The 24,114-nt window shown below is 65.8% G+C and carries 16 protein-coding genes; 5 read left to right on the top strand and 11 right to left on the bottom strand.

The window, feature by feature from the left end; genetic code table 11:
• From rsmH to dinB, 4 genes are all read right to left on the bottom strand, one after another.
• Window positions 1-849 (bottom strand): 16S rRNA (cytosine(1402)-N(4))-methyltransferase RsmH (rsmH, locus tag GZ998_RS09470; protein ID WP_219109695.1); only part of this gene is annotated, 849 nt, incomplete at its 3' end.
• Between the two features lie 279 nt (window positions 850-1,128).
• Window positions 1,129-1,560, bottom strand: coding sequence for a division/cell wall cluster transcriptional repressor MraZ (mraZ, locus tag GZ998_RS09465; protein WP_161924364.1), 432 nt, complete (start codon window positions 1,558-1,560; stop codon window positions 1,129-1,131).
• Window positions 1,561-2,165: 605 nt separating this feature from the next.
• The gene (locus GZ998_RS09460) at window positions 2,166-2,540 is read right to left on the bottom strand and encodes a DUF3040 domain-containing protein (protein WP_161924365.1); all 375 of its coding nucleotides are present in this window, start codon (window positions 2,538-2,540) and stop codon (window positions 2,166-2,168) included.
• 252 nt (window positions 2,541-2,792) lie between these two features.
• Entirely contained in the window at window positions 2,793-4,040 is a 1,248-nt protein-coding gene (gene dinB, locus GZ998_RS09455; protein ID WP_219109694.1) for a DNA polymerase IV, read from the bottom strand.
• A gap of 172 nt (window positions 4,041-4,212) precedes the next feature.
• Here dinB and GZ998_RS09450 point away from each other — a divergent pair, with 172 nt between their 5' ends.
• Window positions 4,213-4,965, top strand: a complete 753-nt coding sequence (locus tag GZ998_RS09450; RefSeq protein ID WP_161925375.1) for a spermidine synthase — start codon at window positions 4,213-4,215, stop codon at window positions 4,963-4,965.
• A gap of 27 nt (window positions 4,966-4,992) precedes the next feature.
• Here the strand turns inward: GZ998_RS09450 and GZ998_RS09445 are convergent, their stop codons facing one another.
• Window positions 4,993-5,910 carry a PAC2 family protein gene (locus GZ998_RS09445; RefSeq protein WP_162678581.1) on the bottom strand — a complete coding sequence of 306 codons (918 nt, stop codon included), beginning with the start codon at window positions 5,908-5,910 and terminating at the stop codon, window positions 4,993-4,995.
• A 418-nt stretch (window positions 5,911-6,328) separates the two neighbouring features.
• Here GZ998_RS09445 and GZ998_RS09440 point away from each other — a divergent pair, with 418 nt between their 5' ends.
• The 3 genes from GZ998_RS09440 (at window position 6,329) to GZ998_RS09430 (ending at window position 12,707) form a co-directional block, all read left to right on the top strand.
• Window positions 6,329-8,872 carry an AAA family ATPase gene (locus tag GZ998_RS09440; RefSeq protein WP_219109693.1) on the top strand — a complete coding sequence of 848 codons (2,544 nt, stop codon included), beginning with the start codon at window positions 6,329-6,331 and terminating at the stop codon, window positions 8,870-8,872.
• Window positions 8,873-9,063: 191 nt separating this feature from the next.
• The gene (locus GZ998_RS09435; protein WP_161924368.1) at window positions 9,064-10,953 is read left to right on the top strand and encodes an AMP-binding protein; all 1,890 of its coding nucleotides are present in this window, start codon (window positions 9,064-9,066) and stop codon (window positions 10,951-10,953) included.
• Entirely contained in the window at window positions 10,950-12,707 is a 1,758-nt protein-coding gene (locus GZ998_RS09430; protein WP_219109692.1) for an AMP-binding protein, read from the top strand. Before GZ998_RS09435 ends, GZ998_RS09430 begins: the two co-directional genes overlap by 4 nt.
• 39 nt (window positions 12,708-12,746) lie before the next feature.
• On the opposite strand, the gene dapA is transcribed toward GZ998_RS09430, so the two are convergent.
• Complete coding sequence (gene dapA, locus GZ998_RS09425; RefSeq protein ID WP_162678578.1) at window positions 12,747-13,643, bottom strand: 4-hydroxy-tetrahydrodipicolinate synthase; 897 nt, start codon at window positions 13,641-13,643, stop codon at window positions 12,747-12,749.
• A 146-nt stretch (window positions 13,644-13,789) separates the two neighbouring features.
• On the opposite strand from dapA, the gene GZ998_RS09420 reads away from it, so the two are divergent.
• The gene (locus GZ998_RS09420; RefSeq protein WP_219109691.1) at window positions 13,790-14,464 is read left to right on the top strand and encodes a GNAT family N-acetyltransferase; all 675 of its coding nucleotides are present in this window, start codon (window positions 13,790-13,792) and stop codon (window positions 14,462-14,464) included.
• A gap of 97 nt (window positions 14,465-14,561) precedes the next feature.
• Here GZ998_RS09420 and dapB read toward each other — a convergent pair whose 3' ends face one another.
• The 5 genes from dapB to lanM form a co-directional block, all read right to left on the bottom strand.
• Window positions 14,562-15,314, bottom strand: coding sequence for a 4-hydroxy-tetrahydrodipicolinate reductase (gene dapB / locus GZ998_RS09415; RefSeq protein WP_161924372.1), 753 nt, complete (start codon window positions 15,312-15,314; stop codon window positions 14,562-14,564).
• Between the two features lie 40 nt (window positions 15,315-15,354).
• On the bottom strand, window positions 15,355-16,116 hold the full coding sequence (locus tag GZ998_RS09410) for a hypothetical protein (RefSeq protein ID WP_161924373.1): 762 nt from the start codon (window positions 16,114-16,116) through the stop codon (window positions 15,355-15,357).
• Window positions 16,113-17,009: an ATP-binding cassette domain-containing protein gene (locus GZ998_RS09405; RefSeq protein WP_219109690.1), complete on the bottom strand. Its 897-nt coding sequence runs from the start codon at window positions 17,007-17,009 to the stop codon at window positions 16,113-16,115. The genes GZ998_RS09410 and GZ998_RS09405 overlap by 4 nt, the downstream gene beginning before the upstream one ends.
• Window positions 17,010-17,049: 40 nt before the next feature.
• A complete protein-coding gene (locus tag GZ998_RS09400) occupies window positions 17,050-19,173 on the bottom strand; it encodes a peptidase domain-containing ABC transporter (protein WP_219109689.1) in 2,124 nt (707 codons plus the stop codon).
• Window positions 19,174-19,370: 197 nt separating this feature from the next.
• Window positions 19,371-22,697 carry a type 2 lanthipeptide synthetase LanM gene (gene lanM, locus GZ998_RS09395; protein WP_219109688.1) on the bottom strand — a complete coding sequence of 1,109 codons (3,327 nt, stop codon included), beginning with the start codon at window positions 22,695-22,697 and terminating at the stop codon, window positions 19,371-19,373.
• Window positions 22,698-24,114: the final 1,417 nt, after the last annotated feature.

The following is a 24,114-nucleotide window of genomic DNA, read 5'->3' as shown; positions in this document are numbered from 1 at the left end:
GGCCGGCGCCCCCGAGGTGGCGCCGGCCGCCAGCACCCGCTTGACGATGCGGTCCTCAAGGCTCTGGTATGACTCGACCACCAGGCGGCCGCCTACCCGCAGGCTGTTCAGCGCCCGGGGCAGGGCGCGTTCCAGTAGCTGGAGTTCGCCATTGACGGCGATCCGCAGCGCCTGGAAGGTGCGCTTCGCGGGGTGGCCGCCGCGCCGACGGGCGGCGGCGGGGATGCTCGCACGCACCAGCTCGGACAACTCGGCGGTGCTGGTTACGGGGCTGCCGGCGCTGCGACGTCTCACTATGGCTGCGGCGATACGCGCCGCGAAGCGCTCCTCACCGTAGTCACGCAGGATGCGCGTGAGCTCCTGCTCATCGGCAGTGTCCACGATGTCCTGGGCCGTGCGACCGGCTGACTGGTCCATGCGCATGTCCAGCGGGGCCGGGTGGGCGTAGGAGAAGCCGCGGTCGGCGTCGTCGAGCTGGAGGGAGGACACCCCCAGGTCCATCAGGACTGCGTCAACCGTTCCGTCCGGGCGCCGGGACGCTTCGGCGGCGATTGCGTCGACGGCGTCGTACGTGGCCCGTACGGCACGGAACCGGTGACCGAAACGCGCCAACCTCGCCGAGGCCAGCGCGATGGCCTGAGGATCCCGGTCAATACCCACCAGTGTCAGCTGCGGAAAGCGCTCCAGGGCGCCCTCGGCGTGCCCGCCCATCCCGAGCGTGCAATCGATCATGACCGGCTCGGGGACGGTGAGCGCTGGTGCAAGCAGTTCCAGGCAGCGTCCCAGTAGGACGGGCGTGTGGTGGTCGGCCGCGGCGGCCGCCTGCCCGTCCGCAGGGGTGTTGCTCACGAGTGTCCTCCTTCCGGCCGGTAGTCGGTGCGGCGGCGTTACGACTGTCGCGGCGCCGCATGCACGGGCGTGTAAGTGGTGTTGGCTGCTCGGGACGCCGTCTACCGGCTCCGTCCTGCCAGGACTCCTCCCGCGGGTTCCGGCGCCGGGGAAGAGGCGTCGGACGCTGCGGCGGGCGGAGACCTCACGGAACGGAACCCGTATCCGGCAGTCCCCGGGCACCGGGAGGCAACAGCCCTCCCGCGTGCCCTGATGGCTCTATGAACTTGTGGCACCGGGTCAGAAGAACCCGGGAATGATCTCCTCCGCGGTATCGGCGAAGACCTGCTCCTGGGCGGCCAAGTAGGTCTCCCAGGCCCCCGCGTCCCAGATCTCCACGCGCGCGCCGGCGCCGATAACCGCCAAGTCGCGTCCGAGCCCGGCATAGGCGCGCAGTGGTGCGGGGATCGTGATACGTCCCTGCTTGTCGGGAATCTGCGAATCGGCGCCCGAGAGCATGACGCGCACGTAGTCGCGCGCCTGCTTCTGCGCCAGGGGAGCCTCGCGGAGCTGGGCGTACATGCGCTCGAACTCAGCGGCGGTGAAGGCGTAGATGCAGTGCTCTTGGCCACGGGTGAGGATCACTCCCCCGGCAAGCTCCTCACGAAACTTGGCCGGGAGTATGAGCCGTCCCTTGTCATCGAGGCGGGGAGCGTGGGTGCCCAGGAACACCGGACCTCACTCCTCTCCCCTCGACGACCGGTGCGCCCCACATTACTCCACTTCCCTCCCCTTTCTTCCACAATGCGGCCGCAAACCGGGGTCACGATCGCGTCGCCCCTGTCGAGGACCCATGGTTTTCCCTGGAATTTCAGCAGTGGTGGGCGGTGGGGGACAGTGGAGGAAAATACGCGCGGCGTGGCGGGAGGCAGAGCGCCGACGTCGATGCGGTCCGGCCGACGCGCGTGGTCCGGGCGGATTCGCGCCCGCGGCCCAGGCGCGGGGCCGGGCGCTGGCTGCGCGGCGGAGCAACGGGCGCATCCGCTGCGCGGCGAACGTGTGCCCCGCGCAGGACGGCACTGTGGAATCACAGTGAAATCACAGTGGAATACGGCCCCGGACAATGACGGGTGGAGGGCAGCCGGTGGAGGAAAGTGGAGGGGCCGATGGGGCAGTTAACCGACACCTGCTATGCCTGGCCCGCTCGAACCGTGCCGACGGCAGCGGACGACGCCGATGTCGTCCGCGCAGCTAGCGCCGTCCCCGGCGTGGGGGTCCTGGTCGCGCCTGACTACTGGTGCCGGCCCCGGTGTGCGTGCGGTGGCCGGGCAACCGCGTTAGTTCTGTCCGTCGCGTCGCCTGTCCCAGCGCTCGGACTGGCGCTGCATGAAGGATGAGCGTCCGGCGCTGCGGGGAGTCTTCGGCTCCCCAGCACCACCGCGCGTGAGCATAAGCGTGACGCCCCACACGGCCAGGGCGAAGCCGAGCACCCCCAGCGCTATGGAGACGACGTCGTTGCCGATGGCAACACCGGCGATGACCACCGCCAAGCCGACCAGCAGCAGCGCAACTCCAGCACCGATACGGCGGGGCGAGGGCCGACGCAATGTCGTGTCGGCATGCTGCATGGTCTCAGCCAGCGACGGGTCCTCGTCATTGAGTTGTTCCTCCAGATCGCGGAGCACCTGCTGCTCACGTTCCGACAATGCCATGGCACGCCTCCCTTCCGCTTATGGGCTGAAACGAACAACCGGATGGATCGCCTCGGCCACCACCCACGAACGATATCCAGGATAAGCGGTTGTCGTCTCGGTAAGAAAACCGGAGCGTCCCCATACCTGGGCAACAGCATCCGAGACCTGGTTCTTCCCGCCGTTGTGGTGGACGCGGGAAGCCTGCCGAGCCCGGGAGGCACGCTGGGGCAACGCGGCCACGCACCCCAGGCACGCGTGGACGGGCTGAGATCAGCCCTCGGGACCGACGGCGGGGCCAGCGGACCCGGGCCGCGCCAGCAGACTGGCGGGCGCCAGCGCGCTTGTCCCCCAGCGCCGGCGCACGGCATCGGCCGTACGTTCGGGGGCGCCTCGCCGCGGGTCCTCGTCGAGCAGCAGCTGAACCCCGTCACCGGCGCGGGAAAGGCCCTCGACCCGCACCCCGAGGAGGCGGAAGCCGCCTCCCGGGGTGGGCAGTGCGGTGAACAGGTCTTCAACCACTGCAAACAGGTCACGCGCCAGGTCCGTGGGCGCCGCCATGGTGCGCGACCGGGTGACGGTCTTGAAGTCGGCGCCTCGGGCCTTGAGCACCACGACTTTCCCGCGCAGCCCGCCGGCCCGCAGCCGCGCGGCGCACTGGTGGGACTGGTCTAGTAGGACCCGGCGGGCGTGCTCGCGATCGGTGATGTTGTCGAAGAACGTCGATTCAGTCCCAACCGATTTCTCCTCTCGCTGCGCAGTCACCGGCCGCGGGTCGATACCGTGGGACAGGTCGTGCAGGTGGCGCGCGGCCGCGGGCCCGAGGATGCGCTCGAGCCTACGCACGTCTGTGGCGGCCAGTTGCCGGACATCCTTGATCCCCCAGCGGCCGAGAGCCTCGGCGCTCTTCTCCCCCACCCCCCACATGGCGCCGACCGGCAGCACGTTCAGGAAGGCCTGCGTGGCGTCCGCCGGTATGAGTAGCAGGCCGTCGGGCTTGGCATGCGCTGAGGCGAGCTTCGCCACGAACTTGGTAGCGGCAATCCCGACCGATGCGGGCACGCCCACGCGTCCCCGCACCTCCCGCCGAATCCAGTGACCGATGGCGACCGGGGAGCCCATACGGCGGCGGGCGCCGGACACGTCCAGGAAGGCCTCGTCCACGCTGACCCGCTCGAGCACGGGCGTGACCTCGCCGAGGATGCTCATGACGTCCCGCGAGACAGCGGAGTACAGGCCGTGCCGCACCGGCAGTACCACGGCCTGGGGGCAGCGGCGTAGGGCCTCATTCATGGGCATTGCCGAGCTGACTCCGAAGGCCCTGGCCTCGTAAGAGGCCGCGGAGACCACACCGCGCCCGTCACGTCCCCCGACGATGACCGGCCGCCCGGACAGCTCAGGATGCTCCAGCAGCTCTACCGAGGCGAAGAAGGCGTCCATGTCCACGTGCAGGATGGGGGTGGCGGAGTCGTCCTCACCCCAGGAGCGGCGCGCAGCGTCAGCCCGTGGTGCCCTGCTCATGCCCGTCTCCTCTCCGCGCGCCCGCCCCACCAGCCCGGAAGCGGCACGACGGTGTACTACCCGGCCACGATAACGTGCCCCTGTGACACGCGGTCAATCCTCATCCCGCACCCGCGCCGGGCGCCGCGGCAGGCAGCGCCCGCCCCGGGTCCTGGACCTGCCCGTCGGGCCCATCCGAACCTCCTGCGCAACCGCACAGCTGGAGGTACGTGACACGGGGGTCCTCCTGCTCCTGGACGGGACCGAGTCATCCTGGATCGACTTGCGCGACCCGACGCACCTGGACTTTGAGTACCTTCAGCAGATGGATGCGGTCCTGTCCGCTCTCCGCGGGCCGACGGCGCCCGTGCGCGCAGTGCACCTGGGCGGCGCCGGATGCGCTCTGGCACGCGCATGGGACGCCGCCCGCCCCGGTTCGGAGCAGCTGGCGGTGGAGATCGACGCGATCCTGGCGAGCAAGGTGCGTGAGTGGTTCGACCTGCCCCGCGCTCCGCGCCTGCGCATCCGCGTGGGCGATGCGGCGCTGGCGGTGGGAACGCTGCGCCCCGGCGAGTGGGACGTCGTGGTGCGCGACGTGTTCGCCGGCGGAGCGGTTCCACCGACATGCGTCGGCCGTGACTTCCTGATGCAGTGCCGCCGGGCGCTGGCACCCGGCGGCATCTACCTGGCTAACGCCGCCTGCCCACCGCGCGCGGCCATCGCCGCGGAGCTGTCCGACCTGCACAGGGTATTCGACGCGGTGCTGGTAGTGGCCGATGCGGCCGTGGTACGCGGGCGCCGCCCGGGCAATATCGTGCTGCTCGCCCGCGCGCAGCCCTGGTCCGAGCACGAGCTCGACGCGGTGGAGCGGGCGGTGCGGCGCCTGCCGCTGCCCGTGCGCACCTGGCAGGAGGACGACCCGGCACTGCCGCAGCCGTCCTTCTGACGCGGCCCCGGACCGTAACTACTTCAACTACTTCTGCAGCCCGTCGCCAGAGGTGTTCTCATTCGCCTCCAGGAACGCCTCCAGACGGGCGCCGATCTCATCGGCGCTGGGCAGGTCGAGCGTTGGCGTACCCTCGAAGCTCAGGTTCTCGGTCTGCTGCAGCATGGCGTCGTACTGCGCCTCCAGCGCGGATACCACGGCGCCGACCTCGGGCTGTTGCGCCGCCTCGGCGTCGATCTCCGCCCGGTTAATGTTCGCGGCCGCCTCCAGGTCCCCCAGGGGGAGGGCCAGCCCGGTGCCCTCGGCTACCGCGCGCAGTAGTGCCGCAGCACCCTGCGGGAAGTCGTCGCGGGCGATGTAGTGCGGGATGGACGCGGACAGGCCACGGGAATCGATGCCGGCCTCACCCAGCCGCAGCTCCAGGAAGGCGCTCATGGAGCCGGGCAGCTCCACCCGTCCGAACACCTCAGTCTGTGAATTGAGCTTGTCGGGCTGGGAACCGTGGATGTGCACGTAGGTGGGCCTGGTGTGCGGGATGGCCATAGGGATACCGCTGATGCCGACCGCGTGGCTGACTCCCATCGACACGGCCAAGTGGGTCACGGCGTCGGTGAACTCCTGCCAACGGTAGTCGGGCTCTGCTCCGTGGAGCAGCAGTACGTCCTCGCCCTCGTCGTCCTGGAGCAGGTCCAGGACGAGCTCAGGCATGGAGACCTCGGTGTATGTGTTGCGGTCGAAGGTCATCACCGGCCTACGCGCGCGATAGTCGATCAGGGAGTCGACGTCGAAAGTGGCCAGGCGAGTGTGGGGCAGGGTCATGATGAGCTGTTCGACGGCGAGGGAGCCGGCGTGTCCGGCGTCCATGGCGCCCTCGAAGTGGTGCAGGAGCACGCGCGGCGAGACGGGCTCCCCCGCGGGGTGCTCCACAGTGAATAGCGGTCGCATTGCTCCTCCTCTCGCGCTTTTGGCGCTCGTGTTCGTGATGCCGGCGTCACCGAGGCGGCTGCACGCCGCGCAGGTGAGGCCATGCGTCGGCTGGTGCAACATCCAGGGGCGTGCACGTGTTCCCACTCGAACGGGAGATCCGCAGCTCACCCCACCTGACTTCCCTCCTCGCGAACGGAAGGGGAGACGTGTGGATGCCGGCGCCGACGGGGAGATAATGAACGGCCCCGCGCATCGCGGATGCCGCCCCGCGCGGGCTGGGCCCGTGCCTGGCAACAACCACCGTACACGAACTACCGCAATACGCTTCCTGTCCGCCTGTTTCCGTTCCCCTCCGATCCGCGCCGCCTGGCGGCTCCCGTCCTCATCCGCCCCGAGCCAGGTCGCCACCCGACTAACACACTTCTAGCGAGGTCATGTGAGCCAGCACCACTCCACCGACTCGACCCGGTCACCGCACTCCGCAGCCCCGCATGCACCTGCGGGACCGGCGTCTGCACCGTCCGCTCGGGAGCGGGAGGTCGCCGCGGAGCAGGCAGCCGTGGACGTCGCTTACGCCGAGCTGGACCGGCAGCTGTCTCAGGCCCGCCGCTCGCTGGCCTCGACCCAGGCCCGCGGCGCAAGCGGCACGCATCAGTCCCGTGGCGAGCGCGACGCATACGCGGCTCACTACGCGGGCCTGGTCGCCTCTCTGGAGGGGGTTGAGGAGCGGCTGGTCTTCGGGCGCATGGATATGGCGCAGCCCGATGCCGACGCCGCCGAGCCCGGCGCTGACTCGGCGGCAAAGGACATGGCGAAAGACGTTGCGGCGGGCGGACGGCACTACGTGGGCCGTATCGGCTTGCAGGATGACCGCCGCCGGGAGGTCGTCCTGGACTGGCGCGCCCCCTTGTCCCGCGCCTTCTACCAGGCCACCGCCTCGGAGACGATGGGGCTGGTGCGGCGTCGGCATATCGACATGCGCGACCGCCGCGTCGTCGGGCTTGAGGACGAGCTGCTTGACGTGCATGCGGCCGCTGCGGCAGCGCTGACCGCACCCGGTGATCGGGACGCCGGTGCGAGCACCGCTGCGAGCACTGCCGCTAGCACTGTGAGCGTTGATGGGCTGCAGGGCGAGGGCGCGCTGATCGCGGCCATGTCGGCCGCCCGCGAGGGGCGCATGGGTGACATCGTCGCCACCATCCAGGCTGAGCAGGACCGGGTGGTCACCGGCGACGGCAAGGGCGTTTTGGTGGTGCAGGGCGGCCCCGGCACCGGTAAGACGGCGGTGGCCCTGCACCGGGTCGCCTACCTCTTCTACGCCGAGCGCGAGCGCCTGGAGCGCTCCGGGGTGCTGCTAGTGGGGCCCTCGCGCACCTTCCTGCGCTACGTGGAGCAGGTGCTGCCTTCGCTGGGTGAGACCGGCGTGGTCTCCACCACGTTGGCCGACCTGGTGCCCGGCGTGCACGCACGCGGTACTGAGCCGGCCGAGGTCTACGAGCTGAAGGCCCGCAGGGCGTGGGTGGATATCCTGCGCCGGGCCGTGCGTGACCTGCAGCGGGTGCCGCAGGAGCCGCGCGACATCGTGGTGCAGGGCACCCGCCTGCAGTTGTTGCCCGCGGACGTGCGCGAGGCGGCGGCCCGGGCCCGGCGCTCGGGCAAGCCCCACAACCTGGCGCGCGAGACCTTCGTGCTGTGGCTGCTGGAGCGCCTGACTGATCAGTTCGCCACCGCCACCCACCAGGATGCCGACGACGCCGATACGCGCGCCTGGATCCGGGAGGATATTCGCACCGCCCGGGACGCCCGCCGGGAGATCAACCTGTGCTGGATGCCGACGACGCCGGTGGGCTTGCTGGAGCGGCTTTGGGCGCGTCCCGAGCTGCTGCGCCGACTGGCACCAGAACTACAGGCCGACGAACGGCGCTTGCTGGAGCGGCCGGCGGGCGAGGAACTGACCGAGGCGGACGTGCCGCTGATCGATGAGCTGGCCGAGCTGCTGGGTCCTAGTGAGGATGCCGAGGCGCGCCGCGCCCGCCTGGAGGCACGGCGGCGGGAATCGCTCGTCGCCTACGCCGCCCAGGCGATCGAGTCCCAGGAGCTGGGGGGCGGCATGGTCACCGCCGAGATGCTGGCAGACAGGATGGAGGACACGGGGCCGTCCTTGACCCTGGCGGAGCGCGCCCGCGCCGATCGCAGCTGGACCTACGGGCATATCGTCGTCGACGAGGCGCAGGAGCTGGGATACATGGCTTGGCGGGCCCTGGCCCGCCGCTGCCCGGTGCGCTCCTTCACCATAGTCGGCGACCTGGCCCAGTACTCTGGCCCGAGCCGCCCGGGCTCGTGGCAGCGCGTGCTCTCGGCCCTGGGCACGCGCCCGGCCAGGCCCCGCGGCGGGCGCGGCTCACGTACGCCGCGGGCCGCGACGCCCCTGCGCGAGGAGGCACTGACGGTCTGCTACCGCACGCCGGCAACGATTATGCGGACGGCTGAGCAGGTGGCGGCCGGTCTCGGGCAGCCGGTCTCCCACCCGGTCACCTCGGTACGAGACTTGGACGACTGCCTGGCGGTGGACGACCTCTCGCGCGGGCCCGCGACCGAGCGAGGCGATGCCGCACCCGCCGCCTGGGGGCGGGTCCTGCGCGAGGCGGTGGCGGCGGAGTCGGCCACATTGGATGCGGCTGTGGGCACGAGTGCCGGCCGTATTGCCGTGATCGCCCCGCAGCCACAGCAGGTTGCCGCCCAGCTGGCGCAGGATCCAGAGCTGGCGGCGGCGATGCAGGCGCCGGACGGCGACATCCTGCGCAGCCGCTTGGCGGTCATGGACCCGCACCTGTCCAAGGGGCTGGAGTTCGACGTCGTGGTTCTAGTTGACCCTGCAGCCATCGGGGAGGTCAGCCCCGGCGACCTGTACGTGGCGATGACGCGGCCGACGCGCCGTCTGCGGGTCGTGTCCCGGCTGCCGCTGCCGGCCGGCCTGTAACCGGCTCACGGGCAGTACCCAGGGGGATCCTCTAGCCTGCCGCCGATCGGACCCGAGGTGAGCGGCAGACCACAGGTCGCATGCGCGTCACGCACGCACGCTCCTACGCGACCGTAGGTTACGGTTGCGTAGGCTACGATCCTCGCCCGGTCGCCCGTCAGGCTCCGGCGGAATACTCGGGAAAGGCAACGATGAGCAGTTTCAACCAGGCCACTGACGCCGACCGCCAGTCCCGCACTCGGGGTGACTCCACCGATTACCAGCGCCCCCATTACGCCCCCGGCATCCCCAGCGTGATTGCGCCGGTAACCGAGCCGCTGTCCCGCATGCTCGACGACGCTACCCGCCGCTTCCCGGACCGGGTCGCCCTGGACTTCATGGGGCAGGCGACCACCTACCGGCAGCTGAGCGACCAGGTGGCAAGGGCAGCGGAGGCGCTGCGCCGCCTGGGCGTGGGCCGGGGCGACGTCGTCGGCGTGATCCTGCCCAACTGCCCCCAGCACGTCGTGATCGCCTACGCCGCCTGGCGGCTCGGGGCGATCGTGGCCGAGCACAATCCGCTGGCCCCCGCCGCGCAGATCCGCGAGCAGATCCAGATGCACCACGGCCGGGTGATCATCGCCTGGGAGAAGTCACTGGCGCGGATGGTGCAGGCCGTCGGCTCCCTGGACGCGGCAGGCATGGGCGGGGCGCGGGTGCTGTCCATGGACCTGTCCCGCGGGCTGCCGTGGACGAGCCGGCTGGCCCTGAGGCTTCCGGTGGCGGCCGCCCGCTCCCAGCGCAGCGAGCTGCGCGGCAAGGTGCCGGCCGGGGTGACCTCCTGGGACGACCTGGTCGCCACTACCCCGCCGCTGCCCTCGGGCCACCCGCTACCGGGCGTGGGCGACGTGGCCGTGCTGCTGTACACCGGCGGCACCACCGGCACCCCGAAGGCGGTCCAGTTGACTCATGCCAACGCCCGCGCCAACGCGGAGATGAGTCTGGCGTGGGCCTCCCAGACCTGCGAGGTCGGCCAGGAGACCTTCTACGCGGTGCTGCCCTTCTTCCACGCCTTCGGCTTGAGCCTGTCGCTGCTGTGCGCCGTCGGGCTGGCCGCCACACAGGTGGTGCTGCCCAAGTTCGGGGCCGACATGGTGCTGGCCGCCTGGAAGCGGCGCCCCGCTACCTTCTTCCCGGGGGTGCCGGTCATGTTCGACCGGATCGTCACCCGCGCGCAGGAGGTCGGCGCGGACCTGTCCAGCTGCAAGATCGCCGTCTGCGGAGCGGCACCCACCCCCAAGGCGGTGGCCGACGCCTGGGAGGAGGCCACCGGCGGTGCCATCATTGAGGGCTACGGCATGACGGAGACGGCACCCATCATCCTGGGCAACCCGATCTCCCCCGAGCGGCGCCCAGGTGCGCTGGGCGTGCCCTACCCGTCCACCGACGTGCGGGTGGTCGACCCCGACCACCCCGAGGTGGAGGTGGAGCCGGGCCAGGTCGGCGAGCTGGTGGTGCACGGCCCGCAGGTGTTCGCCGGCTATTGGGAGAACCCGGAGGAGACGGACGCCGTCATGCTGCCGGGCGGTTGGCTGCGCACCGGGGATCTGGTGCGCCAGGAGGAGGACGGCTTCTACGTAATGGCCGACCGCCGCAAGGAACTGATCATCTCCGGCGGTTTCAACATCTACCCCAGCGAGGTGGAGGCGGCGGTGCGCTCCATGCCGCAGGTGGAGGAGGTCGCCGTCGTCGGGCTGCCGGCGGAGGCCGGTAACGAGTCCGTGGTGGCCGCCATTCTGCCCAAGGATGGGCAGACGGTCACGCTCGACCAGGTGCGCGCCTGGGCGGAGAAGACCCTGTCCCACTACGCGTTGCCCCGGCAGGTGGCGATCCTGACGGAGATGCCGCGCTCCCAGATCGGCAAGGTGCTGCGCCGGGTGGTGCGCGAGGAGCTGCTGGCGGCCCGGGAGGCAGCCGCGGGCGCGGCGGCGACGGCGGCCGCCGCCTCCCAGTCCGCCGCCACCGCCCTGGTGGAGCGCCTGGGTGAGGTCGGCCGCGGTGAGCCCGGGCAGGCCGCCGGCGCCGGGGAGCAGGCCCGGTGAGCGGTGAGGAGGACGCCGAGCGGTACCGGCGCCCCCACTATCAGCCGAATATCCCAGCCGTCATTGACGTCCCGGAGGGACCCCTGGGAGAGCTGCTGTGCACCGCGGCCGAGTTCTACGGGGACCGGGTCGCACTGGACTTCATGGGGGCGACCCTGACCTACCGTGAGCTGCTGGAGGCCTCCGAGCGCGCCGCGAGCATGCTGCGGCGGGCGGGCGTCCGGGCCGGGGACCGGGTTGCTCTGCTCATGCCGAACTGTCCGCAGCACGTGGTGGCGATCTACGGGGCGCTGCGCCTGGGGGCGATCGTCGCCGAGCACAACCCGCTCGCCCCCCCGCAGGAGATCCGCGCCCAGCTCGCCCACCACGGCGCGCGGGTGGTGATCGCCTGGGAGAAGGGCGTTGAGCTGGTGCTGAATCCGGCATCGAGAGCCGGCGGCGGCACGGATGAGGAGGCCGACCCGCTGGACGGGCGCACGGTGTTCAGCGTGGACCTATCCTCCGCCATGCCGGCCCGGTTGCGCGCCGCCCTGCGCCTGCCCGTGGCCAAGGCGCGTCGCACCCGCGCCTCCATGCGGGCCGAATCGCTACCCGCGGGCGTGCGCTCCTGGGACCGGGAGGTGGCGCGGGCCGAGCGGCTGGAGGCCTCCTGGCCGCATCCGGGCGGGGATGACGTGGCGGTGCTGCTGCACACGGGCGGCACCACCGGCATGCCCAAGGCGGCCATGCTCACGCACAAGATTCTGCGTGCCAATGCGAACCAGGCGATCGCCTGGGTGCCGATGCTGCACGAGGGCGGGGAGACCTTCCTGGCGATGTTGCCCTTCTTCCACGCCTTCGGGCTGACCTTCAACGTGTTCTGCGCGGTGCAGAAGGCGGCCACGCAGGTGATGCTGCCGAAGTTCTCGGTCAGCCAGGTGCTGGAGGCCCACCAGCGCCGCCCCTTCACGTTCTTCGTGGGGGTACCGGTGATGTTCGAACGGATTCTGCGCGGCGCCCAGAGGAAGGGCGTGTCCCTGAAGACCCTGCGCTACGGCGTGTGCGGGGCGGCCCCGATGCCACCGGCCGTGGGCGCGGAGTGGGAGGCCGCCACCGGCGGCTACTTCGTGGAGGGCTACGGCATGACCGAGACCAGCCCGATCGTCTCGGGCACGCCCATGGGGCCCAGCCGCCGCCTGGGGGCGCTGGGGCTGCCCTTCGCCTCCACTGACGTGCGGGTGGTTGACCCGGACGCCCCGGACCCCGAGCGGGAGGTGCCCGACGGCGAGCCGGGCGAACTGCTGGTGCGCGGGCCGCAGGTCTTCGCCGGCTACTGGGACGACCCGGAGGCGACGGCGGCCGCCATGCTGCCCGGCGGCTGGCTGCGCACCGGGGACATGGTGCGCCGGGAGGACTCCTTCTTGTGGATGGCCGACCGACGGCGCGAGCTTATCCTCACCGGCGGCTTCAACGTCTACCCCTCCCAGGTGGAGGCGGCGATCCTCACCATGGCGGGCGTGGCGGACGTCGCCGTCGTCGGGCTGCCGGGCGGGGCGAATGGGGAGCTGGTGTGCGCCGCGGTCGTCCTGGAGCCGGGTACGCCGGAGCACGCGATCACCCTGGAGGCGGTACGCGCACACGCCGAGCGGGTGCTCCCCCACTACGCCCTGCCGCGTCACCTGGAGATCATCGAGGAGATGCCCCGTTCCCAGATCGGCAAGATCCTGCGCCGCGTGGTGCGCGAGCAGGTCATCGGCCGCGCCAGCGCCGCCTGAGCGCGGCGTGCGGGGCCGGCAGCGCCCGAGTCGGCGAGTTCATAGCAGCCCGGCGGCGGCGAGGCTGTCACGCAGGGCGGCGACCTCGGCGGCGGTGGCGCGCACCAGGGGCAGGCGCACGGTGGCGCTGGGGATACGGCCCTGCAGGGCCAGCGCCTCCTTGGCCATCACCGCGCCCTGACCGCCGCCCATAATGGCCCGCACCACCGGACGCATGCGCTGGGCGACGGCGCGGGCACCGGGCAGGTCGCCAGCGTCGACCTCGCGGATCATCTCCCGCCAGGAGTGGGCGTCGGCGTGGGCGACCACGGAGACGACGCCGCTGGCACCGTGGGTGAGCCAGGCGAAGTTCAGCCCGTCGTCGCCGGAGTAGTACTCCAGGCCGGTCGCCTCCATGCGCTCGAAGCCCTGCTCGACGTCACCGGTGGCGTCCTTGACCGCCAGCACCCGCTCGTGCTCGGCCAGGCGGGCGAGGGTGTCGTCGGTGATCTTCACGCCGGTGCGGCCGGGGATGTCGTAGACCATGACCGGCAGGTCGGTGGCCTCGACCACCGCCATGATGTGCTGGTAGACGCCCTCCTGGCTGGGGCGGTTGTAGTAGGGGGCGTTGATGAGCAGGCCCTGAGCGCCGGCCTCCTGGGAGCCCACCCCGATGCGTACCGCGTGGGCGGTGTCATTGGAGCCGGCCCCGGCCACCAGCATGGCCCGCCCGGCGAGTGCGTCCTTCACCTCACGCAGCAGGGTCTGCTTCTCCGGCAGGTGGGTGGTGGGGGCCTCCCCAGTGGTGCCGGCCAGCAGGATCATGTCGGCGCCGTCGTCGACCAGGGAGACGGCCAGCTTCTGGGCGGCCTCGACGTCGATCCCCCCTTCCGGGGTGAAGGGGGTGACCATGGCTACGCCGACGGAGCCGAAGGAGCGGCTGGGGAGAGTGCTCATAGTGAGCAGCGTAACGGCATTGCCGCACGCATGTGGCGGGCGATCACAGGGTGGGCACGCCATTTGCGGGCAGCGGCCGATTGAGGACGTCCGGACCCGGGCGAGGCACGCACGGTGAAGTCGTGGGGACGCATAGGCTCGGTCGCATGAACGACTTCCTCCGCCACAGCGACGACGCCCACGGTACGCCGCCCGCTTCGCAGACACCCACCCCCGGGGACTTCGTGCGTGAGGCCACCGCCGCGGACCTGGACGCGATCGGGCGGGTGCACGCCGCCGCCATGCTGGCCTCCCTGCGCGCCGCCCACGTCGCCGCTCATGAGGTGCCGCTGCCGGCGGGAGTGGAGGCGATGGTGGCGGCGCCGGTAATCGCGGCCGGCTGGGAGCAGGCCGTGGTTAGCCCGCCGTCACCAGCGCACCGCGTGCTCGTGGCCGTGGGTGAGGGCGGCGAGGTCGTGGGCCTGATCGGCGTTGCCCCCTCCCCCGACGGCGCGGCTACGACGAATGCCGCGGGCGAGACGAGCCAGGCCGACAACGATGCGGCGGCAGACGCGGACGCCGCGAGCGGGCGGGGCATGGAGATCACCGCGCTCGGTGTGGCCCCGGAGCGGCAGCGCCGCGGGCACGGTTCCCGGCTGTTGGCCGCCGCCTCGGAGCAGGCGCGTGCCCAGGGGGCCGACGTGCTGCTGGTGTGGGCGGTGCGCGGGGATGAGTCCCTGGCCGGATTCCTGCGCGGCGCCGGCCTGAAGCGCACCGAGTCGTTCCGTCGGCTGCCGGTCGGGCAGGGCGTCATCGAGGACTGCTGGGCGGCCGTGCTGTAACCGCGTCGGACGCCCGGGCCAACCCGGCACGCATCGTCGTTGGTGCGCCCAATTGCCCCGAGTCGACGCGTGGCCGCTCGGGCAGGCCCGGGCGTCGTCAGAGGTCCAGCAGCTGGTCCAGGCCGATGGTCAGGCCCTCGCGTGCGCCCACCTCGCGCACGGCAAGCACCACGCCCGGCATGAAGCTGGCGCGGTCGAAGGAGTCGGTGCGGATGGTCAGCTGCTCGCCGGGGTTGCCGAGCACGACCTCCTCGTGGGCGGTGAGCCCGCGCAGGCGCACGGCGTGTACGTGCACGCCGTCGACCACGGCGCCGCGGGCGCCGTCCGGGTCGGTTTCGGTGGCGTCGGGCACCGGCCCCCGTCCCGCCTCGGCGCGGGCGGCGGCAATGCCGCGGGCGGTGGCGATGGCGGTGCCGGAGGGGGCGTCCACCTTGTTGGGGTGGTGCAGCTCGATGACCTCGGCGGACTCGAAGTAGCGGGCGGCCTTCGCGGCGAAGGACATGGTCAGCACCGCCGACAGGGCGAAGTTCGGGGCGATGATGACGCTGCGGCCCGCCGCCTCCGGGCGGGCCAGGTGCTCGCGCACGCGCCCGTAGGCCTCGTCCGTCCAGCCGGTGGTGCCGACTACCACGTCCACGCCGGCGTCGATGAGGGCGTGGACGTTGTCCTCAGTGACGGCCGGATGGGTGAAGTCGACGGCCACCTGGGCGCCGGCCAGGTTCGCGGCGGTGAGCTCATCGCCGATGTCGAGGCGGGCGACGAGCGCGAGCCCGTCGGCGTCCTCGACGGCCTGGCAGACGGTGGACCCCATGCGCCCCGCGGCGCCGACTACGGCAACAGCAATACTCATGCGGGCACCCTAGCAGCCTGTCGCCGCGAGGCGGCCACATCTAGAAGTCGCCTCTGGTCAGTCTGCGGTGTCCCCACAGGAACAGGGGCAGACACCAGGCCACGGCCAGCAGCATCGTGGCCACTGGCTGCTCCAGCCACGAGGAGGCAGGCAACGCGGCTACACCCTGCAGCCTGGCAATGACCGCGTTGGGCATTACCACGTGCACCCAGTCGGGAAGCAGGACCGTCCAGGAACCCAGCGTTAGCAGTGCCGGAACCAGCATGGCCAGTATCTGGGCCGCCCCCACACCCAGTGCCAGAGTCATAACAGCAGTAGCTACCGAGCGCGTCCCCATCGCCACCAGGGCACCTGCAGCCGCGACTAAGGCCAGCACCAGCGCCGCGCGAACCACGGTTTCCAGACAAGCAGCCAGGTCGAACGGAACACCGCGGTAGTCCACGTAGGGCCTGGTCGTCAGAACGAGCCCCAGCATGAGCGCCAGCGCGGGAAGGGCCGTAACCACCGCGGCGCTGACCAGCTGCGCCCAGAACAGCCTGGAACGCCTGCCTACCGCCACCACTGTGGACATAATGGCACCGGAGGAGTACTCAGCACCAGCGGTCACCGCACCCGCCAGTCCGGCTGGCAGTGACGCGGCCTGAACCCCAGGGACTCCGACCACGGCGGAGAAGAAGACGACAAGGCAGAGCTCGAGGGCGATCAGGACCTGCACCGAACGCGTCCTCGCCGCCTTGCCGAACTCGCTGACCAGGACCCGGCGCCAGGTCACCTCCTGCTGTGCAGCGCGATCACCGGTCATGGTTCCTGCTCTCCTTCCAGCACGTGAAAGAACCAGCCCTCAAGGGATCGTTTCGCTTCGCGCATCTCAGTGAAGAGGACCCCCTCGTCGAAGAAGGCCCTCTGCACCTCCTCGATACCCGCGTCTATGAGTACCCCACCCTCGCTGTCACCTGGTCGTTCCGCGGCTTCCACCTGCCAGTTCCGCGAGTGTGCCAGGGCGACAACCTGGGCGGGATCATCGGCGCGAACGATGACTCCGCCGGGGCGCCGCACCTGGTCAACGGGAGCCTGGGCCAGCACCCTGCCCTCCTTGAGAACGACGACGCGATCCGCAATGTCCTCGACCTCTCCGAGCAGGTGGGAGGAGACCAGTACAGCCCTGCCCTCATCGGCCAGCCTTCGCAGCAGGGAGCGCAGCCACCGAACCCCCTCAGGGTCAAGACCGTTGAAGGGCTCGTCCAGGACCACGTTCTGCGGCTGGCCCAGCATCGCCGCCGCCAACGACAGGCGCTGGCGCATCCCCAGAGAAAAAGTCCTGACCTTGCGGTCCCCTACCGCCGCTATGCCTGTCTCTTCCAGGCTTTGGCGCACGCGGACCTCCGGAATGCCGCTGGTGCGGGCAATACCCATGAGGCACTGGAACCCTGTTCGGGAGCCCACCCAGTGGTCTGCTCCCAGAACCAGCCCCAGGCGTCCCAGCGGGTATGGCGACCTCCCCGGTGCGGCGCCGTCAACCCGGACCTCGCCTCCATCAGGACGCACAAGCCCGCCGATCGTCTTCAGCGCCGTCGTCTTGCCAGCACCGTTCGCGCCGACTAGGCACGCGACGAGTCCGTCAGGCACCTCAAAAGAGGCAGAAGACAGCCCACGTACACCGCCGTAATCCTTACTCACCTCACTCAGCGAGATCATTGCGCGCCCTCACCTCCTCGTGGCATCGACGGCTGAGCCATCAACACAAGCACACCCTCGTAAGTTTACCACCCGCGAGCTCATAAACGGCATCAGCGCTCCTCAACGTAGAATCGCGATGTGTGGCACAGATAACCGCGACGCCCCTTCTTCTCAGCTTGCTAACAACCGCCACTTCCGTGGACAGATCCAAAGCGCTAGTAGCCTCGTCAAGAACCAACACCGAACAATCCCTCAGTACCGCACGCCCGATAGCCAGTCGCTGGCACTGACCACCAGACAACCCCGCACCAGAGTCGCCTATAACGGTATCTAAGCCCATCGGCATCATCCTAACTTCCTGAGCTAACTCGACCACCTCGAGAGCCTCAAAAAGCAAATCGTCAGAAAAAACACCGTCGACGCCAAGGGTCAAATTGTACCTTAGTGAACCAGCCATAATCTGGGGCTCCTGGGAAACAACACCAAACAGGCTCCTCACAGACATCACCGTCAACTCGTCCTTACTCACGCCGTCAAATCTGATGTCCCCGCCTTCGATATCTTCGAGACAGACAATAGTGCGCAGAAGCGTGGTCTTTCCAGCACCAGTCCTCCCTTTAATTCCGATGAAATCCCCGGGTCTAACAGTCAACGACACGTCGCTCAGAACGGGGTAAGAAGAACCGCCATAACGCTTAACTACGTGAGACAAAGTCAGACTCTGAGAAAACGTGGCCGCACCAATCCCCTCAGAGGACATATCCCGTGAAATTTCCTGAGGTGCATGAAGCAGATCCCTAACACGCTCTAAAACGACGCCCGACGACAGAATCTGCTGAGCCGTATACGATATCATCATCGCAGAACCGAATAACGAACCAAGAAGTGAGTTGACACCCGCAATCAAACCGATAGACACAGAACCCTGAGTGAACCTGAACGCGCCATAGACGAGAATGCACAATGGCAACACTTGTTGCACAAAGACGCCGGCCGCCTGGAGCATAGCCTGAAAACGCAAAAACCTATACTCCCTAAATACTTCTTGGCCGAGCGTGAATCTCCAATTCGAAGAAATACGGCGTTCAGCTTGCGCCAGCTTTATAGCCTCCGCCGCTGAACATATCCCGACCAACTCGCTTTGAGCAGTACTCGCAGCGTTAACACTGGCGACCGACAGGTGGTACATCCGCCGACCGGAGAAGAAAAGAAATACCGCATAGGCTACTAGAAGCAAGCACACGTAAACGCCGGCCTCAGTCCACAACAACAACAGCACCACGACGTATACAACCGTCGAGGTAAGGTCGAACATCACCGTCAGGAGCACGTTAGACAGCAGATTCTGCACTACCTGAACCCCGACGATTCTATTGACTACATCACCGATTGACCGACCCTGCACGTATCGAAATGATGCATTAAGAAAGGCGGATAGCAACCGCACCCCGATAGACATTCGGAGGTCCGCACCCAGCTGAGCCGACGCAATCCCGCGCGAAAACATTGCTAGACCCGAGCCGATACCAAAGGCAAGCAGCGACAAACAGCAAGTAATAGCCGTATCTCTATCAAGTCCTACAGACATCCGACTAAACAATGTGGCAGTTAACCAAGCACCAAGTCCTGGTATCGCCTGGACTATAAGCGCTGCAGCAACCGAGAGGCCAAGCCTCTTTCTATCAACAAAGGGAATGAACACACCGCCAATCGATCTCATGCGACTAATGAGCGAACGAAGACGAGCCAGACGACCTACTCGCTCATAGTCGGTCCCAACAATCCTAATCAAAATCCCCGTAAACGAGCTCGAATATTCCTCGGGAGACACCATATACCGTCCCCTTTGGGGATCTACCACCGAAAATCCCTTACGACCAGCCCCCTCAACAACAACCCAATGCGAGAACCGCCAATGTACCATGCAAGGGCCCTCAAAGTCGTCGCGGCGAAAGTAACCAATGTCGTCTACGCTCTCGACAGCATAACGGACACCTAGACCTTCCAACAACTCAGTAATCGCCGCAACCGACGTGCCGTCTCTTCCCCAGCTAACCATGTCACGCAAGTTCTCCATCGAAGCACGTCGGCCAAAGGAGGCTAGCAGCATGCTGACACATGCAATGCCACAGTCTGTCTCAGACTGCTGAAAACGTACGAACGGAACGCGCCGAAAAGACATATCGAACCCCTCTAGACCTTTTCATAGTACCGCAGTGCTATTCCAAACTATAATGGAGATTGTGAGCACTAGTATCGAAGCAATCAACGTCAGCAACGGCGGCGCTAGACTCGATTGATAAGCCTGTTGACCATCGTCGCGAAAATGTTTCTTGTATGCTTCTATCGCCTCTTGACGAAATAGCTGCTCACCGCCCATCATTGAGAACACCCCAGCCTGGGAACATCGCCGCTAAGAACAAGTGGAAGGTCCCAACGACTATTACCGTAACGCATCAATGACAGGCCAATTCCCGAGATACCGGTCATTAGTCCAGGAACCTCCAACCCCCTCGGCACCCCGCACACGACACCGTCCCTATATGCCCGCGAAATAGCGGCATGCCAATAACTGTCTACTTGCCGAAGGTACTTCTTCGCATCAGATTCCGGAAATCCGCGTCCATCGCCATCCCCGTGGCGCGCGATACGGCCAAGTATCTCCAAGGTTCCGAGCTGGCCATGGCATAAAGCCATCGACGTAGAGAAATGGCTTCCTCCTTCTAGGATACTACGACAAACACTTTCCTCAACAGCGTCGAGCATATCCCCAACAATATCGGACCGAGGAACCAACTCCGAAGAATAGCCGTTCTCCAACAACCGGAGCCTTGCCAGGGCCACGCCAGGAGCGCCGTAGCACCACGATATCATTCCCGGAGACTCTGTTGACGATGAGAATTCATCCCTTAGATCTGGCCAGAATCCCCGAGCCGCGCGCCACCTCCTTTCGAATAGCATACCGCCGTCAATAAAGCTTTGAAATTCGGCACTACCGCATAGGACAGACGCGTCAGCCAACGCGCACACTATTCCGGATGCACCATGGGAATATCCCACCAGCGCGTTCTTTCCCATATGGTCCTGCTGCCACGAACACTCGCCGGAATTGGATCGTTCGGCGGAGGAACAGAGATGACGACCGTGAATCTCTACCAAGGACACTGCTCCTTCTCGGAGCTCGGGAATCGCGACATAGAGGCTGCGCATGGCTTCGATAAGCCCGGCGGAACCCGACACAATATCTAGAAATCGTCGATTGGGGCGCCTCATAAGCAACGCCTCCACAATAGCCGCAAGCGACTCGCGATAACGTCCGGTGTCATCGCCTAACATAGCGAATACGTGAGAAAGGAAATATATACCTCCTCCGATCGCGCCATACAGACCGACGTCATTGTACGGTGGGTGCTCGCCTGTGAATTTGGTCCCTGAGATCGACGCGGCCGCGCCTCTGAGAAATGTCGCGGTCTGGTCCGCCAACGACGTACTAATCTCCACGGCATCCGGTTCATCGAGCGCACATCCCATATACAAAAGTGCATAGCCGATCCCAGCGTTTCCGTTGTAGAGATCCATAGCAACAGGTTGCACCGACCACCTCTCATCCCCAACGACCGTTATAGAATACCAGCCTCCCTTGCTACCCAGTAACGCCTTCTCGCAGAGCCTTCGAGCTATTTGCCTTCCAGCGTCGGACGCCTTAATCTCGGCACCCACGGCGGTGTCTGTCTCCGGCCCGCTAAACCCACTCAGCAAGAAAGGCCGCAGGCGATCAGGCCTATCCAGGTCGTAATTCTCGCCAGCAACAGACGTCACATATGACGCACGAATAAACCACAATTGTCTTTCAAGGTCGGCATCGCTGAAGCCATTGATATGGTCCACCCACCATGAACACAGTTCTTGCTGAACCTCCGCAACAACTACGCCATCTGGATCAACAACCTCAGTCCCAGAGAAGGGAACCGAAAAATAAGGCACATCTAGTCTCCTCATCTGCTTGAGCTCACTGAACCAGATACGTGGATCCGCTAACGAGGGATAGCGCCAGACATAACTGAACAGTCGTTCAACCTCGGTTCCTTCCCTCATGTAATCTGGATGATTCGATGTCATAAGGAGCACCGAATACATCATCGTTCCTTTGAGGACAACCCGGACCGGAATTCCCGTCAACCTGTTAACATATCCATGTCGCTCCACCAGCCGACTCTTATCGGCACATATATAACGATACGCGATTTCGAATCCTTCAAGGACTTCCGATTCGTACTCTGACCAGTCACCCGTCTCGGATCCATAGTAAGGTGCATTCTTCTCTACCGCAATTTCTACCCGATCGTATTTGATTTCCGCCTCCATACTATCCACAGCAGGAATAATCGGAACATCAAAAGGAGTCTTCGTACCTTCAGAATACGCCGCACCCCAAACACGCGCCGCGTCATTGTTCTGATCGGTTGGCAGTATTCCGGTGTGAAGACAGTTGAAAGTACGGGCTTCGTGCGATATATCCGGGGCGAACGACACCTCGGTTCGCATAATCTTCTCGACTTGAGGTGCAAAAAGAGTCTCGGCGTCGATCAGAACCGGGTGCGGTCCGTGCGCCACAATGTTTTCGTGATGCAAATCGGTCAGTCCAAAGGCGTAGGCAGCCGCCAAGAGAACTCCTAACTCCTGATAGAATTGAGCGAATGCAAAATGCCCATCAACCGGCAGGTGCTCCACATACTCCTGCCAACCATATCCAGTCCCACAATAGCACGTTGGCACCTTTAGCGACAGATTCAAGTCGCTAGACATCTGAGCAATGTAGTCGAATAAAATCGCCTCTGCCTGCATCGGACGGGGCTTGTATACAAGGCCACCTCCGCCTTCAAAGTGAATTACGGAGACTGAGCGTCCACCGTTATGCTTGTCACCTGCCGAGAAAGAAACGCCCGAGAGGATACACGTGTCCAGCAACCTGCACGCGAATATTCCAGGCTCATCATTGAGAAGTCTCTCAAGCATTTCCCTCCTTGACTGTATAACAGCTAGCACTCTTGTAGTTAGTCTTCTGCCGAGCGTCGCGTACTCGTCAAAAAAGTGTTCGTAAAACGATCTGTTCAGCATCCTAGAATTGAAGTCGGCCAATGTGTAATGCGACCCGTCACGCTCGTGCTCGTACTTAGCGACATGCAACTCCAGAATCATAGTCTGTGTTACTAGCGTCTTCAGCTCGTTGTGAGGCGGTTCGCAGAACTCTCGGACAAACTTCGGGTTCAATTGGAGGTATCTAAAGCCGGATGCTGCTTGCTCAACTTCCGCGCCGAGTGCGTTTGCAACGTATTGCTCAAAAGGCCTGAGGAATACTTCTACAGCGTCCCTGCCGGCGTTGTTCTCTGCGTGAAGATGTTCCTCAGTCGGTGGCACAAGCTGCAGTATCCGGGTAAGCGTTGCCACCCAGTTCTCGTCAACATCCGAGTAAATACAGGTGTTGGAATCATACTCCACAACGCCTAGACGCAAAGAAAGATCGGTGGGCGAGTTGAACCCATACTCTCGAAGAAACAGAGACTCGTAGTCGTCGTCGCGGGGAGAATACTGATTCAGCAGCATCTTCATCCTCTCGGATCCCTTGTCCGTATCAACCGCCTCCGGCGCGACAACAATCCTCTCGTCTATGAACGCAGCCTTACGAGCGATAGCCCGGGTATCCATGTCTCCTCCTAGGAACTGAGTGGTGGCCATATGGTCGCTGGTTGTGTTTGGGGGCAACGACCGCTGCGCCGCCCCCAAACGCAACCTCGTGGAGACTGGGATCCAGCCTCATACCGGTGGCAATGCGCTGCTACCGCTCCATGGCGGAGCGTATTCAGCAGGTGCAGGTCACATATGCCGATGGACACGGAGTCTTGTTGAGCGTGACACAGTTGATGGCGGTATTCCCGCAATCTCCTCGGGTCAGGCCGCCGCAGCAGCCAAAGCTCCAATAGTCCTGGGAACCGGCACCAGCGGCCTCGGCAATATCAGCCAACGTCGACATGTCGAGTTCCGCCCGGCCGCTGGGGTGGTTTGCGTTGACTGTTCCGCCTCCTCGAGCGGAACGTTTGTATGGCGTCTTCCAGATCTCGGGGACTGTCACAATGATCACTCCTGTGGTAGCGCGTTGGGGTAAGCCAACGTAGGCTCACCCATCGGTGTATGGGATGCAACGCCGTAGTCGCAATTCTGTTCTCGACCTAGTTAGAAAGCCTAAGACGTCCAGTCCGTCGTAGGGTGCTCGACCAACTGCGGTGCGTGTATAAACCCGTCGTTGGCAGTCGTGAAACGCGTGCCCAGGGCGACGGTGATACATGATTACACCGGGTGCTGGAATTGTCTCTGACTCAATACAGCGTGCGTTTTGTTTGCTCGTTGATAAGTCGCTGCCTGCCCCCCCCTTCTCTGTCGATTACGTTCGCGGTCGTATTGTCGATAGCCACGGTTAGGTTCTGACGGGTGTTCCTATTCAAACGTTGCAGCACCCATTAGTTCCTCGGAATGCGCAGGTGCCAAACAGAGTGGTGCAAATATAGTTGAAGACTGTCCAAGCAACTGGCTCCCCCTTATCGGCGACATCAATGTTCTTAATCACGGAGTCTGGTAAGCTCGCCCTGCCAGCCGGGTTATACCCTTTGTGCAACACAACACGACGCTGCTTGGTTTGTGACGCTGTTTCCCAAGTCGTTATAGGTAGCGCGCTGCTTTCAGTCCGAGAGAGTTGCATCGATGTCATACGGAATCTCCTCCTAAAAGACTCACTCGAGTGGTATAGTAATCTTTTGCCTGTTGTCTGGTTCGTTAGCAGCATCCTTTGGTAAATGCTCCACACGTACCGGCGCAGGCGGTGGTGTCGAAGGTGAAGCAACCTACTGCCACCGTGATCCCGATTCCGATGGTCCAAGTCCCAGCCGGCGAAACGTTAGACCCAGCGCCACCAATTGCGCGCATCTGGTCGTCTGACAAGTCAGATCTTCCGCAGACCGACTCTGCGATACGCTTCTTGGTTCTTTGTCGACGCTGGCTAGGCGGCAAGTCGTCGTGACTGACTGTAGACATTCCAATCTCTCCTAAGTGTGACAGGTTAGACGATTTC

The sequence above is a fragment of the Actinomyces sp. 594 genome, assembly GCF_019325145.1.
GTDB lineage: Bacteria > Actinomycetota > Actinomycetes > Actinomycetales > Actinomycetaceae > Actinomyces.
This window is presented reverse-complemented; position numbering and strand designations above follow the sequence as displayed.